The 20,157-nt window shown below is 34.3% G+C and carries 12 protein-coding genes; 8 read left to right on the top strand and 4 right to left on the bottom strand.

Annotated features, from left to right (window positions below):
* Nucleotides 1-48: 48 nt before the first annotated feature.
* The 8 genes from Q0910_RS00860 to Q0910_RS00825 all read left to right on the top strand — a co-directional run bounded on the left by Q0910_RS00860 (nt 49) and on the right by Q0910_RS00825 (nt 12,670).
* The gene (locus Q0910_RS00860) at nt 49-1,242 is read left to right on the top strand and encodes an aspartate aminotransferase family protein (RefSeq protein ID WP_299211252.1); all 1,194 of its coding nucleotides are present in this window, start codon (nt 49-51) and stop codon (nt 1,240-1,242) included.
* 415 nt (nt 1,243-1,657) lie between these two features.
* Nucleotides 1,658-3,055 carry a tetratricopeptide repeat protein gene (locus Q0910_RS00855; protein WP_299211249.1) on the top strand — a complete coding sequence of 466 codons (1,398 nt, stop codon included), beginning with the start codon at nt 1,658-1,660 and terminating at the stop codon, nt 3,053-3,055.
* A 142-nt stretch (nt 3,056-3,197) separates the two neighbouring features.
* On the top strand, nt 3,198-4,163 hold the full coding sequence (locus Q0910_RS00850) for a DUF368 domain-containing protein (RefSeq protein ID WP_299211246.1): 966 nt from the start codon (nt 3,198-3,200) through the stop codon (nt 4,161-4,163).
* A 3-nt stretch (nt 4,164-4,166) separates the two neighbouring features.
* A complete protein-coding gene (locus tag Q0910_RS00845) occupies nt 4,167-5,195 on the top strand; it encodes a DUF368 domain-containing protein (protein WP_299211243.1) in 1,029 nt (342 codons plus the stop codon).
* Nucleotides 5,192-5,920, top strand: a complete 729-nt coding sequence (locus Q0910_RS00840; RefSeq protein ID WP_299211240.1) for a shikimate dehydrogenase — start codon at nt 5,192-5,194, stop codon at nt 5,918-5,920. Before Q0910_RS00845 ends, Q0910_RS00840 begins: the two co-directional genes overlap by 4 nt.
* Before the next feature lie 141 nt (nt 5,921-6,061).
* The gene (locus tag Q0910_RS00835; protein ID WP_299211237.1) at nt 6,062-8,317 is read left to right on the top strand and encodes a DUF349 domain-containing protein; all 2,256 of its coding nucleotides are present in this window, start codon (nt 6,062-6,064) and stop codon (nt 8,315-8,317) included.
* Between the two features lie 9 nt (nt 8,318-8,326).
* Nucleotides 8,327-8,953 carry a class I SAM-dependent methyltransferase gene (locus Q0910_RS00830; RefSeq protein WP_299211234.1) on the top strand — a complete coding sequence of 209 codons (627 nt, stop codon included), beginning with the start codon at nt 8,327-8,329 and terminating at the stop codon, nt 8,951-8,953.
* Between the two features lie 273 nt (nt 8,954-9,226).
* On the top strand, nt 9,227-12,670 hold the full coding sequence (locus tag Q0910_RS00825) for a starch-binding protein (RefSeq protein ID WP_299211231.1): 3,444 nt from the start codon (nt 9,227-9,229) through the stop codon (nt 12,668-12,670).
* A 330-nt stretch (nt 12,671-13,000) separates the two neighbouring features.
* Here the strand turns inward: Q0910_RS00825 and Q0910_RS00820 are convergent, their stop codons facing one another.
* The 4 genes from Q0910_RS00820 to Q0910_RS00805 all read right to left on the bottom strand — a co-directional run bounded on the left by Q0910_RS00820 (nt 13,001) and on the right by Q0910_RS00805 (nt 20,155).
* The gene (locus tag Q0910_RS00820) at nt 13,001-13,075 is read right to left on the bottom strand and encodes a RagB/SusD family nutrient uptake outer membrane protein (RefSeq protein ID WP_299212668.1); all 75 of its coding nucleotides are present in this window, start codon (nt 13,073-13,075) and stop codon (nt 13,001-13,003) included.
* A gap of 627 nt (nt 13,076-13,702) precedes the next feature.
* Nucleotides 13,703-15,106 (bottom strand): RagB/SusD family nutrient uptake outer membrane protein, encoded by a 1,404-nt coding sequence (locus tag Q0910_RS00815; RefSeq protein WP_299211228.1) that lies wholly within the window; start codon nt 15,104-15,106, stop codon nt 13,703-13,705.
* A 25-nt stretch (nt 15,107-15,131) separates the two neighbouring features.
* Nucleotides 15,132-18,164: a TonB-dependent receptor gene (locus Q0910_RS00810; RefSeq protein WP_299211225.1), complete on the bottom strand. Its 3,033-nt coding sequence runs from the start codon at nt 18,162-18,164 to the stop codon at nt 15,132-15,134.
* A gap of 587 nt (nt 18,165-18,751) precedes the next feature.
* Nucleotides 18,752-20,155: a RagB/SusD family nutrient uptake outer membrane protein gene (locus tag Q0910_RS00805; protein WP_299211222.1), complete on the bottom strand. Its 1,404-nt coding sequence runs from the start codon at nt 20,153-20,155 to the stop codon at nt 18,752-18,754.
* Nucleotides 20,156-20,157 lie beyond the last annotated feature (2 nt).

Here is a 20,157-nt window from a genome sequence, read left to right as displayed (position 1 = left end):
TTACATCAAGAAACTAAAATTTCGATAGATTGATTTAACTTTGTCAAGGTGAAAAAAGACTTCTACAAATATCAGGCTCAGACCACACCGCATCCTTTGGCTATGGAAATTTCTCATGCAGAAGGAAGTTATATTTTTTCTACGGACAGCAAAAAGTATCTGGATTTTGTGGCAGGAGTATCTGCTTGTAGTCTTGGACATAGACATCCTAGAGTTGTAAACGCTGTAAAAGAACAACTAGATAAATATCTACATGTAATGGTGTATGGAGAATATATCCAGAAACCGGCAGTGGAGCTTACAAAACTTTTAGCCTCCCTTCTTCCCGATCCTTTAGAAAAAACATATTTAACCAACTCCGGAACCGAAGCTATCGAAGGTTCTCTTAAATTAGCAAGAAGAGTAACCGGAAGAAGTCAAATCATAGCTGCTAAACACGCATATCACGGCAATACTATGGGATCTATGAGTGTGATGGGATTCGAAGAACGAAAACAAGCTTTTAGACCATTAATTCCCGATGTATCGTTCATAACATTTAACAAAGAAGAGGATCTACAAAGCATTACAGAAAAAACAGCAGGAGTAATTCTAGAAACTATACAAGGAGGAGCAGGATTTATTGAACCCAAAAATAAGTATCTAAAAAGAGTTCGTGAACGTTGTACTGAAGTTGGCGCGCTCCTTATTTTAGATGAAATACAACCCGGATTTGGACGTACCGGAAAATTATTTGGATTCGAGCATTACGAAATGATTCCGGACATTCTCGTTATGGGTAAAGGTATGGGAGGTGGATTACCGATAGGTGCCTTTACAGCTTCTTCTAAGATGATGGATCAACTACAGGACAATCCAAAACTTGGGCATATCACAACATTTGGAGGTAATCCAGTAATTGCAGCTGCCGCTTTGGCAACATTACAAGAAATTACAGAAGGTGACTTAATGGCAGAAGCCTTACAAAAAGAAAAATTATTCAGATCATTATTAATACATCCGTTAATTAAAGAAGTTAGAGGTATTGGATTAATGTTAGCCTTTATAACTCCTTCTGCGGAAATCACAAATGAAATTGTTTTAAGATGTCAAGACAAAGGATTAATTCTTTTTTGGTTGCTTTTTGAACCCCTAGCAGTACGCATTACGCCTCCTCTGACAATATCTAAAGAAGAAATCAAGGAAGGCTGCCAGATCATTCTTGAAATATTAAATGAGATTGGAAACCACAAAAAGTTTTAAAAACAATACTGCTAAATTGATTTAAAACCCTTATCTTTAATACAATATCTTACCGAATCACACATTCAATCGCATCTAGTGGCTTATAATATAAAAAATGCTAAACCGTTAATTATTAATGGTACACATTTTGTTAATTAGTTTGTTAAAAACAATTGATTTCTGAAGTAGTATCGTACAATTTCATTTGTAATTTTAATTCAGAGGAAATCAAAAGTGCAAAAATAAATTAAGTAATGATGTTTTTACAACTCTTGCTTGTTGGGGAAGACAAAAAAGGTTTGTAACATATTTTTGATTTATAGAGCACCTTTAATCAACGTGTATGAAATGAGCATACTTATGAATTTCAAAAATATTGGAATGAGTACTATGCGAATTCCATCTGACATTTATTAAAAATAAGGACGAACGGATGAAATTTAACCACGAAGAATTCGAAGAAAATAATTTCTCAATTACTCGCTATGAGTCTATGCTGAGATCTAATGATGTTAAGTTTTTTGATTCTGATGAGTTTGAATCTATTATTCATCACTATCTGGAAAATGGAAAAATCGCAAAGGCTAAAAAGGCAATTTCTTTAGGACTTTCGCAACATCCGTCTTCTGTAAACTTAAAACTCTTACAAGTTGAAATCCTTGTTTTCGAGGATCGATTAGATAAAGCGGATAATCTTTTAGGCCAACTTCACGCCTTGGAACCTGAAAATGAAGAAATATATATCCAAAAAGCAAATATTCTCTCTAAGCAAAACGATCATATAAAAGCAATTGAATTATTAAGTACAGCGCTGGAGTACACAGCAGATGAGGCTGATGTATATTCCTTGATCGGAATGGAATATCTCTTTATGGATGATTTCGAAAATGCGAAAGTAAATTTTATGAGATGTCTAGAGTCTGATAATCAAGACTACTCTGCGTTATATAATATCATATACTGTTTTGACTTCTTAGAACAGCACGAAGAAGCCATTACGTATCTTAATATGTTTTTAGATAAAAATCCATATTGCGAAGTGGCTTGGCATCAGGTAGGTAAACAATATTTTGACCTTAAGGATTACGAAAAAGCCTTAGCAGCATTTGATTTCGCAATCATTAGTGATGAATATTTTATAGGTGCTTATCTGGAAAAAGGAAAAGTATTAGAGAAACTAAAACGCTATAACGAAGCTATAGAAAATTATCGTATTACCTTAGAATTAGATGACCCTACTTCTTTTGCTTTATTAAGAATAGGAAAATGTTTTGAAAAATTAGGTAGCGATGATTTAGCTATTCAGCATTTTTCCAAAACCGTACATGAAGATCCATTATTAGATAAAGGTTGGATTGCCATTACGGACTTCTACATGCGAAAACGCAACTATCAGAAAGCATTATACTATACAAATAAAGCAATAAGCATTGATGCAGAAAATGTATTGTACTGGAAACGCTATGCTAAAATCAATAACAGATTAGCTTTCTTTGAAGAAGCAGAACGTGGATACAGGAAAGCATTAGAATTAGGCAATTATGAACTTGAAACTTGGCTTAATCGATCTGATATTTTAACATTTATTGGTGAATCTGATGCTGCTATTCAAAATATGCATCAGGCAATAGAGTTTTATCCTGAAAATGCCGAAGTTCAATATAGGTTGGCCGGACTGCATTATGAAAAGCAAGAATACGATAAAGGAGAATTTCATCTTAGAAAAGCACTGGACTTAGATATAGAATATACTATTGTTTTAGAAGAGTTATTCGAACGTGTATTTAATCTTACTTTGGTCCAAAATATCATTTTGGAGTACAAAACGTAGTAGGAATTGAATATATTACGAGTGTAGTAGCAAAACAAGACAATAAAACTAATTTCACATTTTAATTTCCTTAAAATGACAGCATACTTTAAATCAAAAAATACATACATTTGTTTGTATAACAATTGCTAAACTAAAAAGAATGCGACGAAGTCTTAAGGACTACTTGGTTATCTCACTAAAAGGGATTGCTATGGGAGCTGCAGATGTTGTTCCAGGAGTTTCTGGAGGAACAATAGCTTTCATCTCAGGAATATATGAGGAACTTATTTCCACAATCAATACATTAGATCTTAATTTTTTCAAAGTTTGGAAAAACGAAGGTTTTGTTAGTGCCTGGCAGAAATACAATCTTTCTTTTTTGTTAGCATTATTTATGGGAATAGCCATAAGTATTCTTTCGTTGGCCAAAGCAATTAAATGGCTTTTACATAATGAACCCTTATTGTTATGGTCATTTTTCTTTGGATTGGTATTAGCAAGTATCCTGTATATCGGTAAGCAAATAAACTCGTGGAACCCAAAAGTTTTTCTTAGCATAATACTAGCAGCCGTTATTTCTTATTTTGTTACTATAGCAGAACCCATAGCATCTCCAGAAAGTCTCTGGTATTTACTTTTTTGCGGATTTATTGCGATAATAGCAATGATTTTACCAGGTGTTTCGGGGGCTTTTATCCTATTGATCCTTGGAGCATATCAAACATTTATTGGAATTCTTAATCAATTTAGAGAAGGATTGACAACCATGGATTTTGACATGTTATGGCAAGCTTTTTATAAAATAGTTATCATAGGTATTGGTGCCATTACCGGTTTAAAACTATTTTCTAAAGTATTAAACTGGATGTTCAACAACCATAAAAACATGACCTTAGCCTTACTTACGGGGTTTATGATTGGATCTTTGAATAAAATTTGGCCGTGGAAAAAAGTAGTCTCCTGGAGAACAAACTCAGAAGGTCTTGAGGTTCCTTTTATTGAAAAAAGTATTTTGCCTACAAATTTTGATGGAGATCCCAGAATTATTTGGGCACTACTTTTTGTCTCTATTGGATTTCTATTAATTCTTATATTAGAGCGCCTGGCAATAAAAAAAGATAATTAATAGATGGCAGAAAACACCAGAACGTTTAGCGATAAGTTTTTTTTAGTCATTAAAGGTTTGGCTATGGGAGCTGCTAATAAAGTACCTGGTGTATCTGGTGGAGTTGTGGCCTTTGTCGCAGGTTTTTATGAAGAATTTATTTATTCTTTGCAGAAAATAAATCTTAAGGCACTTAAGCTATTTATTAATTTTAGGTTTAAAAGCTTCTGGAGATATATAAATGGCCGTTTTTTAGCACTGCTTATTTTAGGAATGCTAATTAGTTATTTTAGTGTTTCCAAAATTCTCGATTATTTGATCATACATTATGAATTGTATGTCTGGGCAGCTTTTTTCGGGATGATTATAGGCTCCATATATTATATAGTAAAAGATTTTAATGATTGGAGCAGGCGTAATATCTGCTTTATTATTATTGGAATAATTGTAGGTATTAGTATCAGTTTATTAGAGCCTGCTAAAGAAAATGACAATTTATTTTTTGTATTTTTCTGTGGTATCGTGGGTGTTTCTGGTATGACATTACCCGGATTATCGGGCTCATTTATCCTTATACTTTTTGGAAATTATGTATTATTATTGGTAGACGCGGTAAATGCTTTATACGATACCATTGCCGACCTTATACAATGGGATTTGTCCTTTATGGAAAATGCTAAGAGAATACGATTACTTAAAGTTCTTGTCGTATTCAGTTTAGGATCAATCACTGGTTTAGTTACGTTATCACATTTTTTAGGATACGTATTAAAGCATTATAAAAATGCCACCTTTGCTGCAATTATTGGTTTTATAACTGGATCTCTTGGTGTTGTTTGGCCTTGGAAATACAAGATGTATAAACAAAATGATTTAGGAGAAATTCTAATTGATGCGCAAGGCAATCCCATTCTTGATAATTACGATCGTTATCTTCCCGATCTAACAATTGCACCAACATATATTGCCTTCTTTTTTGTTTTAGTAGGTATTGCTATTGTTCTTTGGTTAGAATGGTACGGCGAAAGAACTTTAAAAACCAAACCAAAATGAATATATACGGACTACTAGGTAGAGATATAGGCTATTCTTTTTCTAGAAACTATTTTTCCAATAAATTTAACAAAGAAGACCTAAAATGTCAGTATCAGAATTTTGATCTTCAAACAATTGATGAATTAAAAACAATCACACAGCAGACAGATGTAAAGGGAATGAATGTAACTATTCCATATAAAGAAGAAGTTATTCCTTATCTAGATGTTTTAGATCCTGTTGCCAAAGAAATTGGAGCTGTAAACGTAATTAAATTTGAAAACAACGGAAAATTAACAGGATACAACAGTGATTACTATGGTTTTACGGAGTCTCTAAAACCTTTGCTTAATACAACGATTAAAAAGGCATTAATCCTAGGAACTGGTGGAGCATCAAAAGCCATAGCATATGCATTGGATAAACTAAATATTGAATATGTTTTTGTTTCTCGGAATCCAGATTTTAAAGAACTTAGTTACAATGATCTGGATGAGGATATCATAAAAGATTATAAATTAATTATTAATTGTACGCCTTTAGGAACCCACCCTAATATAGAAAATCATCCGGATATTCCTTATGAATACCTAGGCAAAAATCACGTGTTGTATGATCTCATCTACAATCCAGAACAAACAACCTTTATGAAAAAAGGCAAACAAAAAGGAGCAACAACTTCTAATGGGTTGAATATGTTAATTTTACAAGCAGAAAAATCTTGGGAAATCTGGAATCAATAGTATTCTGTTTTTTCAGGCACAAAATTACCCATTGGATCCTAATTAAGTAATTCCTAAAACCGAGCATTTGCTTTGAGTTTATATAAGATGTTAGTATCTTAGTCAATCGTTAACCTCAGACAAACAAAAACATTTTATATAATGTCCACACACGATAACCTGCCTAAGGCAGATGGAAATGAAGAGAATAAGATCAAACCCTTAGAGGAAAAATCAGAAAATCCTGTTTCCGAAGCAGCGGAACCGGATTCTGAGACACAAGAATCACAGGATGATAAATCTGAAGAATCCACTAAAGTAGAAGAATCTGTTGAGGACAGCATGCCAGCTGAAGAGTCTCCAGTTAGTGAAGACGCACCAAATACTGAAAAAGCAAAAGAAAGTGCAGAACCTACTGAAGAGTCTCCAATTAGTGAAGACGCACCAAATACTGAAGAAGCAAAAGAAAGTGCAGAACCTACTGAAGAGCCTCCCGTTAGTGAAGACAAACTAAATACTGAAGAAGCAAAAGAAAGTGCAGAACCTACCGAAGAGTCTCCAGTTAGTGAAGACACACCAAATACTGAAAAAGCAAAAGAAAGCGCAGAATCTACTGAAGCGCCAGGTGATGAAATCCAAAGTGAGATGGATGAAGCAGTGGCGAAGGATAGCGAGGATGAAAGTAAATTAGAGCGTCATGATATCGAAAAGAAAGACTATCATGCAATGAATAAGGATGAGCTCATATCTGAATTACGCCATTTGATAAAAAGCGAGAAAATACAGGCTATCAAGGAGCATGTAGAAGAAATTAAGACAGAGTTTAATGCTAAGTTTAACGAAGAAGTAGAACAGAAAAAAGATGAATTTTTAGCTGATGGTGGAAATATAATAGACTTCTACTACTCGACTCCACTGAAAAAAGAATTTAACTCTGTTTACTTTGATTATAAAGAGAAAAGAAACGCGTACTATCAAAACCTAAAGAAAGATCTTCAAGCAAATCTACAGAAGAGATTAGATATCATTGAAGAACTAAAAGGTTTATTGAACGTAGAAGAGAATATCAATACTACCTACAATCATTTTAAGGAAATTAAAGAAAGATGGCATAATGCCGGTCCAATCCCAAGAGACAAATACAATACGGTTTGGAATACATACCATCATCACACAGAAAATTTTTATGATTTCCTACATCTAAATAGAGATTTTAGGGATCTGGATTTTAAACACAATCTAGAACAAAAACTTAAAATTATAGAACGTGCTACTGAGTTAGCTCAGGAAACGGATGTGAATAGAGCGTTTAGAGAATTACAAATTCTCCACAAAATGTGGAAAGAAGATTTGGGACCTGTTGGCAAAGAGTATAGAGAGCCCATTTGGGAAAAATTTAGTGAACTTACCAAACAGATTCATGAAAACCGCCAACAATTTTTTAAAGTACAAGACAAGGTTTATGAAAAAAATCTAGAGGTAAAACAAGAAATTATTGCCAAGATTATTGAAGTTGCTACCGAACATCCAAAAAATCATGGAGGCTGGCAACAGAAAATCAAAGAAATAGAAGCGCTGAGAGAAGAGTTTTTTAAAGCAGGAAAAGTACCATCCAGCGCAAATGAAGAAACATGGAGTCAGTTTAAAGGTGCGGTAAGAGATTTTAACAGAAATAAAAACGCTTTCTACAAAGGTCTTAAAAAAGATCAGTTCGAAAATCTGAACAAGAAAATGGAACTCATCAAAATTGCTGAAGACAATAAGGATAGTGATGATTTTTCTGTTACTACTCCATTAATGAAAAAGATTCAAGCAGATTGGAAAAAGATTGGACACGTACCACGTAAGGATAGTGATAGAATCTGGAAAAGATTTAAAGATGCCTGTAACGCCTATTTTGATCGTATACACGCTGAAAAAAATGAAGCCAATAAGGAAGAAGTTGCAGCGTATGAAAAAAAACTAGCTCATATTGAGGCACTAAAGGAACTAAAGCTATCTGGGGACCCTAAAAGTGATCTTGACACCATTAAAGAAAATATTAGTATTTGGAAGACAATAGGTAGAGTTCCATATAAAAAACGCAACATCGAGTCTGATTACAATAAAGTATTGGATGGCCTTTTTGGGCAATTAAACTTAAGCAGACAAGAGACTGAAATGATCAAATACGAAAATAAACTCAATTCACTTGCTAATCAGTCTGATGATAGAGCACTTAGAAATGAGCAAAATTTTATACGTAAAAAGATTGAAGAAGTTCACAGTGAAATACGTCAATTAGAAAACAACCTGCAATTCTTTAAACACGCAGATGACAATAATCCATTGGTAATCGAAGTGCGAAAAAACATTGAAAAGCATAAAGACAGTCTCGAAGTTTGGAAGAATAAATTAAAGAAAATAAAACAACTCTAATATTCCAATATGAATTGTGCTCTTTGTGGGTCAAAAACCTCAGAATTTTCTGTTGTACACAAACGAGCATACCACCATTGTTCTCATTGTGATGCTATTTCATTACATCCATCTTATTTCCTTTCAGATGATAAAGAAAGGAAGAGGTATGAAATACATAACAATGATGTTACAGATCCAGGTTATCAAAATTTCGTTTCTCCAATCGTTAATACTATTACAAAAGACTACGAGAAGAGTCATAAAGGTTTAGATTTTGGGAGTGGTAGTGATCCAGTTGTTACTACCATGCTAAGAAATCAAGGGTATACTATTACTACATATGACCCATTCTTTGACCCTAATTCCAAAGCATTACAATCTACTTATGACTATATCGCGTGTTGCGAAGTAATGGAGCATTTCTATAACCCTATTAAAGAGTTCAAATTATTACATTCATTACTAAAAAATAAAGGAAACCTATACTGCAAGACATATCTCTATGATGAATCTATTGATTTTGATTCATGGTGGTACAAGAATGACCCTACTCATGTATTCTTCTACACCAAAAAGACATTGAATTGGATTAAAAACCATTTCAACTATAATGAAATGATTATCTCTAAAAAACTTATCTGCTTTAGAAAATAGATTTTCTAAACTCTATTTACAGAAAATTCAGGTTTAACTCTACTCAAAAAAACCAATATAAAAAATCTTATCAACACGAAAACGTTTGAGTAACTCGGTTGATACTTAAGCGAATAATTATTACCTAAATTGCTAATTCAACAAATTTATTATTAAAAAAATAACATTGTATTAATATTTTTTAAATTTTTATTTCGATATGACAATTTAGACATCAACTTCTTAAAGAAGGGCAAAATTTCACACAAGACACAAACACAAACACTAAAATTCATGAAAAACTCATTACTCAAATTCCTGGGCGTTCTATGCCTATGGAGCTTACTATTAAATTCTTATTTAATAACTGCACAGACAGATTTCAGAGAAGAAACGATTTATTTTTTAATGACCACTCGTTTCTTTGATGGAGATCCTAATAATAATGCTCCAACAGAATGGTCCTCTTATAATCCTGATCCCGAAATAAATCCAACCATTACCGATTCTGATGATGTGACTTGGAAAGGAGATTTTAAAGGGTTGATTCAAAAATTAGATTATATAAAAGATCTTGGTTTTACCGCCATCTGGATCACTCCTATAGTGCATAACCGCAGTCCACTAGACTATCATGGATATCACGCCTGGGATTTCACTAAGGTCGATCCACGTTTAGAATCTCCCGGAGCCACATTTCAAGACCTAATTAACGAAATCCATGCACGTGACATGAAAATTGTACTGGATGTAGTTACTAATCATGCAGGAAGGTTTGGAATAAAAGATGTAGCTGAAATAAAATATAATACAGACCCAACAAAACCCTGGTTTGCACCAGACAATCCTAATTGGGAATATGACGGTTTAACACCCAATCCAGAAGATGGGCTTATATGGAGTAGAGCTAATTTAGCAAAAATGCCTCCTCCTTATAATGAGGATTTATCACAACATAATTTCCCAGGGAAAGAGAGTTATGTTGATACTTCTGATCCAGATTGGTATCATCATTCTGGAAACGGCTTTGCACAAGGTTTTGATGATGTAGAAAATTTACAAAATAGAGCATTGGCAGGTGACACTCCTGATCTAAATACAGAAAGTCAAGTTGTTAGAGATTATCTTGTTAATGCATATGCTACCTATATTAATATGGGAGTAGATGCTTTCCGTTGGGATACGGTTAAGCATATGAGCAGAGAGGACATTATCTATTTCTATGATGCCTTTAAAGCTATAAACCCTGATTTGTTTATTTTTGGAGAAGTAGCACAAAAACGTCACGAATTACATCCTGTAGAGGAAACCAACCCTCATTATTATACTTGGAGAGGAGAAGTTAACAACTCCCAGCCATTAGATCTTGCTGTAATTGATTTCTTCGGAGAGGCTACTTTTCACGGTACGTTTGAAGAAGGGCAATCTTTCCCAACGGTTAAAGCTGCAGCAAGATATGATAATTTATATAGTGATCCTTCAACACTGGTAACTTGGTTAGACAATCATGATTTTGGACCGAATAATGACTGGAATAGACGCTATGGAGGATCTGATGAAAATCTAGCAGCATGTATGAATTTCATGTTTACCTGGAGAGGAATCCCAACCGTATATTATGGAACCGAAATGCGATTCAAAGCTGGTGAATTTAATGACATTCATAATGAAGCAGGAATTAGGGAATCTATTAATAATACCGGAAGAGCTTATTATGGAGATGTTATAGATCAAGCTCCAAATCATAAAATATACCAACATATTAAAAAGCTAAATGCTATAAGAAAAGCTGTTCCAGCATTACAAAAAGGAAGCTGGGATTGGAAAGATGCTCCTGGTAATGCTGTTTCTTATCGCAGAGTATATCAAGGTAGTGAAGTTGCTGTAGGATTAGCCAAAGATGGGAATGCTTCATTTAGTATTTCGGGAATGACAAATGGATTGTATAGAGATGCCGTAACTGGTCGTGAAATAGCAGCACAAAATGGAGTGTTAAACTTTACTGTAACTTCCGGATCTGCTGGAATATATGTATTAAACGGACCTGGTCTAATTGGTAGCTGTGGAGGAGGATTCTTTGAGAACTGTGTTAATGGTCCAAGTAATCCAGTTGTAATTATTAATCCAAACACCACAAACTCCGAAAACCCAATACAAGTTACAATGGAAGCCGTTGGAGGAGCTGGTGCTCCGTATAGTATTTACTACACCATCGATGGATCAAATCCTAGTGCGGTTAGTTCTCAGTATACTAGTTCTTTTACGATCACAGAATCTACGACTATTAAAGCGATTGCTTTTGACAAAGATGGAACTGCATCCGATGTAATTACAAAGAATTATCAGATTGGTCCAATCGAAGGTTTACACGTTTACTTTAAAAAACCATCTTCTTGGACACAAGCCAATGTACATTATTGGAATGAATCACCTGATGTTTTACCTCCTAGCAACTGGCCAGGACCACAAATGAGTCAAATTGACAACTCTGAATGGTATGAATATATTTTTGAAGGAGTCCAAAGTACTAATTTACTCTTTAACGATAATGGCGGTATCAAAACCGATGACTTAACAAGAGATAGAGATGGATGGTTTGATAACGGAACTTGGTATGATACAGACCCTAGAAATACCGAAAATACTCCTCCAACAATAGTAATGTCACCTGAAGGAGGATCTTTTGCAGAAGGAGAAACTGTAACCGTATCATTAAGTGCAACTGATAATTCTCCTCAAGGAATTGAAATCTATTACACTCTTAATGGAGATGAACCCAATACTTCCTCTATTAGATATACCTCATCAATAGCTATTACATCAGATACTACTATAAAAGCTATTTCCTATGACACAGAAGGATTATCTTCTGAAGTTATACGTAATGCATTCACTTTTTCTGAAACAACCGATTCAATGACGGTTTATTACAAAGGACCACTGTCCAATCCAAATATTTATTATTGGAATACAACCCCAATAGAATCAACAGTTCCTTGGCCAGGAGCTACCATGACCGATATTGGTAATGGTTGGTTTTCGTTTACATTTAGTGGTATTAGCTGCGCCAATATAATTTTTAACGGTAATGGAGCTAACCAAACAGGAGATTTACAAAGATGCGGAGATGGGTGGTATTATAATGGAACTTGGTATGATAGTAATCCTGAGGAAAGTCAGGATTTAACAGTATACTTTAAATCTGATTCTTATACATCGCCAACTATTTACTTTTGGAATGCTACTCCATCAGGATTAACTACATCCTGGCCTGGAGAATCTATGACAGCTGATACAGATGGTTGGTATCGATATACATTATTGAATACATCTTGTACCAATATCATCTTTAGTAATAATGGCACTTCGCAAACATCAGATCTTAACAGATGTCAAAATGGATGGTATTATAATGGCACCTGGTATGATCAAAATCCAGATACCATAAGATTGGGCAATACTATTTCAGAAGATGATACTTCTCAAGGAAAAATCACAATATTTCCGAATCCGATAACAGAAAACTCTATAATACAGTTATATACCACAAAAACAGTGAGTAACCTCAGAATAGAACTTATTAATGTTTACGGTGCTTCTCAAACTATAATTAGCAGACAGGTTAGTCGAGGAGAACATCGATACTCATTAGGAGAAAAATCGTTAGCGATTGGAATTTACTTCTGTAAAATCACTATTGATGGTAAATCCTCTACCAGAAAAATTGTAAAGCAATAAGCTATTGTAGTATAATATTTCTATTAAAATATAAATACCCACTTAAGATAACGACTCAAGTGGGTAATTTTTTGGAGGGATGAAAAGGAGTTACACCTTTCCGCTGCCAATAATATCTTTTGAATTTTTAATTCGCTATGAAAGAAAATTAAGTTTCTTTATTTCAGTGAAGAAGAAAAACCAGACATAGAAACGCGACAGTTTGCTTTTCTTCTAATAAATAAACATAAAACTACCTAAAAAATTCTCCCACAATCATTTTCTTGATTTCACTAATAAGAAGAAATCTAATCCGCTTTTTAGGTATTTTAAAAACACAACCTCAATTGATTAATTTCCGTAACCTGGATTTTGCATTAAATTAGGATTTGCATCTCGCTCTCTCTGAGGAACTGGCATCACCAAAAAGTTATCATTATAATTTAATACCCCAATTGCGCTTTGTAAACGTTTTATATCGTGTAAAGCAAAACCTTCGAAAGCCAGTTCCCGCTTACGCTCATCAATAATATCTTAAAGGAAGGCAAGAGTATATTGAAGGCTAACTCAACAATAACATCACCAATAAGAATAAACTATACACTTATCATCGGCGATCTCTTGCCTATTCTTTTTATAATTGATTTATAAAGGACGTTATAGAAGTTAAAAAAGAGGGTAAACCTGATCAAAATTTACCTTTACCGATAAACATTTCCTTATAGAACTAAAGAAGAGTATTTTATAAATTACAAAGGTGCTACTGTATTGTTTTACGGCTAATTTTTTAAAAAGAAATCAATAGATGATTAGATGTCGAAATGAACGTTTTTTTTCTAATATAAAATTGTTATTTCTGCACAGTCAGGAACCTATTTAATAAACAACTAACACGCATATCAAAACAGATATAGAGCAACAAACCTATAATAGAAATTATAGCAATATGCTTTCTAAACTCAACCGCTTTCTAAAAAGATAAGTCTTGAAATATGAGAATAAAAAAAGGCCTACTTTTCAGTAGACCTTTACTTTTATAAAATTTTATTGTAATTAATAACCAGGATTTTGATCAAGAAATGGTGATAAATCCCTAACTGTTTGAGGTATAGGAAATATCGTTTTATCCATGCCTGGTGCTGAATTAGCTTCGTTTACTTGACCAGGTCTTCTCAAACTCAGGTTATTTCTCAAAAGATCCATTCGTCTTTGTCCTTCGAAGGCCAACTCTTTTCTACGTTCATTTAAAATAACACCTAAATCAACACTAGTTAAATCAGATAATCCTGCTCTACTTCTAAGGGCATTAATATCGTCAAGTGGTGTAGCACCGACAGATGTATTACCTCTTAAATTAGCTTCCGCTCTGGTTAGATACATTTCAGTAACTCTTATCACAGGGGCATCGTCTGAATTATTATCCCCCTCAGGAAATTTATTGGTAAAGATTCTATCTGCACCTTCAGCACCAGGTCCTATCTGAGTTATAAACCTTAAATCTCCAGCTTCTTCTGCATACGCATCTAACAAATTTTGGGAAAAAGGAACATCACCTCTACCCTCTGGTACAGGATTACTTAATCCAGAAAAACCTTCTCCCGAATCCTGACCATCCACTGGGTCATTTAGCAGTGTAAATATATGCTCTGTTGCATCAGGTGAATCATAGAACGTATAATCTGTTGCTAGACTATAAAAAGAATCATTAATCACATCGTTTGCAAAATTTGCAGCATCATCCCAACGTTCCTGGTATAAGTATAATCGTGCCAAAAATGCTCTGCAAGCTCCGGGATTAGCTAATATTCTAGTGCCAGCAGCTAAATCAGGAATAACAGCTAAGAATTCGGATTCTACAAAATCATATACTTCGCCTAACGTTGCTCTAGGCAATTCTTGACCAAGTTCTGACGAGGTCACAAGAGGAACACTTAAATTATTTTCACCTGCTCCAACTTGCAAAGGTTGACCAAAGACTGTAGCGATATTAAAGTATACCAAAGCTCTTAAAAATCTAGCTTCTGCTATCGCTTGACTACGTTGCTCTGCTGTGAAAGTCACATCTTCAATTAAAGGAACATTATCAATAACTAAATTTGCCGCTCCGATAACTTCATAATTATCATCCCACATACCAAAAATTGAAGTATTAGCAGCCAATGTTGCATAATCCCTTATCTCTCCAAATGTGGTAAACGTACCTATAAAATCTACATTATCAGCTTGCCACTCTGAACTAAATTGTAGTGTACCGTTCAATACATCATCCTGTTGTGCTCTATTATATATTCCTGTTACAGCTCCTAAAGCTAAGGCTCCATTAGAAAATACAACTTCGTTAACCGTAAGATCTTCAGGTAGTAATTCTATTTTATCTTCGCAAGAAGTTGTTAGTAGCACTACTAATAAAATTACTAGTACACTAAATTTATTGTTTGTATTTATACTTGTTTTCATATGTATATATTATCTCGTTAAACTGTTAGAAAGAAACATTAACTCCAAAAGTATATGTTGATGCTTGTGGTAAAGTAAAGAAATCTTGACCAACCGCATCAAAACCATCAGAACCATTGGATACTTCAGGATCATATCCGTCTAATCCATCACTTTTAAAAGTTAATAAATTTGTTGCTGTAGCATATAACCTTATTTTATTAATAAAAGTTCTTTCTAAATGTTTGTTAGAAAATGTATACGCTAACGTTACATTTTTTAATCTAACAAAAGATCCATCTTCGAGCTGAGCAGCTGAATTTTGGTTAAAAGTATTTATAGTCGGACTATCAGGACTTGGTATAAAAGCTTGATCTCCTGGTTGCTGCCAAACATTTAGCACTCTTGTTGTTTTGTTGAATCCACTTATTGGGTTTTCATTAAATGCTCTTGATGTTAGTAATATATCATTACCAAAAGAAAAATTGAATAATGTATTTAATGACCAATTTTTATAGGTAAATACATTAGTAAACCCTCCGACTACATCAGGATTTGCTTGACCTACTATACGTCTATCTGCAGCTACTGGAGTTGTGGTTGCGTTACCGTCAGCACCTAACCATTCTGCATCTCCTGTCTGAGGATTAACTCCTAAATATGGAATTAAATACCAAGTATTTACAGAATAACCTTCTATAGCTCTCTGTCCTGAAAATGCTAGAGATCCACCAGTACGATCAACAAATTTATTTCCTAGCTCATCTACACTAGTTCCTTCAGGAAGACTAGTTACTTCATTTTCATTAAATCCAAGATTTAAGCTTGAAGTCCATTTAAAACCGTCGTTTACACTATCAAAAATCACAGCGTCCAAAGTGAAGTCAACACCTCTATTTTCTAATTCTCCAATGTTTTCGCTTACTGAATTCAAGCCATTGTTAAATGTTGGGTCTCTAGGAACAGCTAAAATTAAATCATCGGTAACGTTGTTGTAATATTCTACATTAAAAGTTAATCTTCTATTAAAAAAAGCTGCTGTTAACCCTATATCTCGAGTTGTGGTACTTTCCCACTGTAAATCTGGATTACTTAATGTTGAAGGTGTTAGACCTGGGTTACCATTATAATTATTTCCTGCAAAAAGTCCTAATGCTGGGAAAAAATTAGTAACTCCTATTCTATTGTTTCCAGTTGTACCATAACTTGCGTTTAGTTTAAGTCCCTGAATCCAATCTACGTTCTGCATAAACGCTTCATCAGATATATTCCATCCCACTGCTGCTGACCAGAATGTTCCAAATCTGTTATTAGCACCAAATCTAGATGAACCATCTCTTCTTATAGAACCTTCTACAATATATCTACCGTCTGCATAATCGTATGTTAGTCTACCTAGAGAGGATACTAACCTAGTTGCATCACCACTTGAAAAGGTAATAGGAAATGTTGAAGCCGACTCAATATTTAATTGCGCATCGGATAAAAACCCTGTACCTGTTGTCTGCACATTCCTTAATTGATTATCTTCAAAGGAATATCCTGCCAAAAGATTTAGATTATGTGCATCTCCAAAAGTTTTATTATAGGAGAGTAAACTGTTAAGAATATACCTGTTTTGTTGAAAAACAGAGTTTGCTGCGAATCCTCCTGGAGTTAATAGCTCAACATTTCTTTGTTGATTTTCCGTAAACGTTCTGTCAATTCCTATATCTTGTTTAAAACTTAAACCATCTATCAAAGAAGATAGATTAAAATCTAGAGATCCATTTGCAATAATACGGGTGGTTGTAGCTAAGTTAAGATTTAATGTTTCTTGGGCTATCACATTACCTCCGCCCACATTACCAGCTGTTGTAAAATTACCCTGATCATCAAATGGCTCTACATCTGGTCTTTGCAGTATAGCTATGGTATACGGGGAAGCAAAACTATTTTCATTAGGAACCCTATCGAATCGATTATGTGATACATTAGCATTTAAGGTCGCTGTTAACCAATCAGTGGCTTTAACCTGTATATTAGATCTAAAGCTAGTCCTCTCTAAATTATCACCTATTCTTATACCTTCTACATCCTCACGAGTAGCTCCAATAAAATAATTGTTCTTTTCGGTACCGCCTCTTATACTAAAGTTGTAGGATTGACTAACGGCCGTTCTCAAAACTGCATCTAATGCGTCAAACTCACCTCCTGCACTAGTTAGTGGATTTGCTGATACAGCAGAACCATTTCTTACGAGTGTTGTGAAATCTATGAATTGCTGAGCGTTCAATAGGTCGGGTGTATCCGTAATCGTAGCAAATGAAGTATTTACGTCTATATCAACCGTTACTTTTCCATTTTTATTTCCACGTTTAGTTGTAATAAGTACAACCCCATTCGCACCTCGAGAACCGTACAACCCCGAAGCAGCTGCCGATTTTAGAACGGATATACTCTCAATATCATTTGGATTGATACTAGCTAAAGGATTAATACCTGCTCCAGTACCTTGATTAAAGGTGGTAAAACTGTCCCCAAGAGTTATTCCATCAATAACAAACAATGGTCTGGTATTACTTGTTATGGAGGCAGAACCTCTTATATTAATGGTAGGTGACGCCCCTAAACCTCCTGAACTAGAAAACACCTGAACTCCAGATGCTTGCCCCTGTAATATATTTTGGGGAGAATCTGCAATAATATTTTCGATATCATCACCTCCAACTGTACTAATACTAGTTACTAATTTCTTTTTAATTTGTGATCCATAAGCAACTACTACAACCTCCTCTAGCTCCGCTGCTGAAACTACTAGTTGCACATTGATAGTATCAGAATCGCCTACTACGATACTTTTGGTAGTAAAACTTACATAACTAAATGATAAAACAGCTCCTCTTGCTACATTAATAGAATAATTACCATCGAAATCAGTTTGGGTACCATTATCAGTATTTTTTACCAATACATTTACACCTGGCAATGGCAACCCTTTGTCATCGGTTACAATACCCGAGATTGTTTTTTGTTGAGCAAATGCAATGCTGGACATCCAAAACATGAACATTAGCAATTTGTAATGATGTACTCTCATAAATAAAATTTTTCAAGATTATATAAATTAGCTTAGTATAATCATAAAAGGATGGCTAGAATATCTTGATGGCTAACTCAAATATTACATTTCATAAAACTTGAACAAAGTTTATGTAGAAATTGCTCACCCTTATTATGATTACACTGTAAAAGAAGTAATAGAATTAATGAAGTAAGGCAACCCTTATCAGGATTTACTTTTCCCGAAGAAACTTTACTTTTTCCGAAGAAAACTTACCCAAACGGCTAGAAAAACTAGGTTGCAAAGAATTTAACATCGTTCAGATAAAGTTCCCTAATTGTATCTATTGAAGGTCTCGTTCACTATCTGATACAAAAAACCACCTAATTTTTAGATTAGGTGGTTGTTCTGTTTGAAGCAAAAATATTTAACTAATTTAGTAACCCGCATTTTGATCACTCCCTGACAATGCTATATTATTATCAAATTCATTTTATAGTATTGGAAAAGATTATTTCTTACGAAATTTAACCACTTGCTAAAAAGATAGATCTTAAAATATGAGAATAAAAAAAGGCCTACTTTTCAGTAGACCTTTATTTTTGTAAAATATTTTATTGTAATTAGTACCCAGGGTTTTGATCAAGAAATGGTGATAAATCTCTAACTGTCTGAGGTATAGGATATATAGTTTTATCCATGCCTGGTGCCGAATTAGCTTCGTTTGGTTGACCAGACCTTCTTAAACTCAGGTTATTTCTCAAAAGATCCATTCGTCTTTGTCCTTCGAAGGCCAACTCTTTTCTACGTTCATTTAAAATAATATCTAAATCAACACTAGTTAAATCAGATAATCCTGCTCTACTTCTAAGGGCATTAATATCGTCAAGCGGTGTAGCACCGATAGATGTATTACCTCTTAAATTAGCTTCTGCTCTGGTTAGATACATTTCGGTAACTCTCATCACAGGGGCATCGTCTGAATTATTATCCCCCTCAGGAAATTTATTGGTAAAGATTCTATCTGGACCTTCAGCTCCAGCTCCTGTCTGAGTTATAAATCTTAGGTCTCCAGCTTCTTCTGCATACGCATCTAACAAATTTTGGGAAAAAGGAACATCCCCCCTACCTTCTGGTACAGGATTACTTAATCCAGAAAAACCTTGTCCAGAATCCTGACCATCCACTGGGTCATTTAGCAGTGTAAATATATGCTCTGTTGCATCAGGTGAATCATAGAACGTATAATCTGTTGCTAGACTATAAAAAGAATCATTGATCACATCGTTTGCAAAATTTGCAGCATCATCCCAACGTTCCTGATATAAGTATAATCGTGCCAAAAATGCTCTGCAAGCTCCGGGATTAGCTAATATTCTAGTACCATCAGCTAAATCAGGAATAACAGCTAAGAATTCGGATTCTACAAAATCATATATTTCGCCTAACGTTGCTCTAGGTAATTCTTGATCAAGTTCTGACGAGGTCACAAGAGGAACACTCAAATTATTTTCACCTGCTCCAACTTGCAAAGGTTGACCAAAGACAGTAGCGATATTAAAGTATACCAAGGCTCTCAGAAATCTAGCTTCTGCTATAGCCTGCGTACGCTGCTCTGCTGTAAAACTCACATCTTCAATTAAAGGAACATTATCAATAACTAAATTTGCCGCTCCGATAACTTCATAATTATCATCCCACATACCAAAAACTGAAGTATTAGCAGCCAACGTTGCATAATCCCTTATCTCTCCAAATGTGGTAAACGTACCTATAAAATCTACATTATCGGCTTGCCACTCTGAACTAAATTGTAGTGTACCGTTCAATACATCATCCTGTTGTGCTCTATTATATATTCCTGTTACAGCTCCTAATGCTAAGGCTCCATTGGAAAATACAACTTCGTTAACCGTAAGATCTTCAGGTAATAATTCTATTTTATCTTCGCAAGAAGTTGTTAGTAGTACTACTAATAAAATTACTAGTACACTAAATTTATTGTTTGTATTTATACTTGTTTTCATAT

The organism is uncultured Aquimarina sp. (assembly GCF_947495315.1).
GTDB lineage: Bacteria > Bacteroidota > Bacteroidia > Flavobacteriales > Flavobacteriaceae > Aquimarina.
The sequence above is the reverse complement of the archived record's forward strand: the minus strand, read 5'-3'. Positions and strand labels throughout refer to the sequence as shown.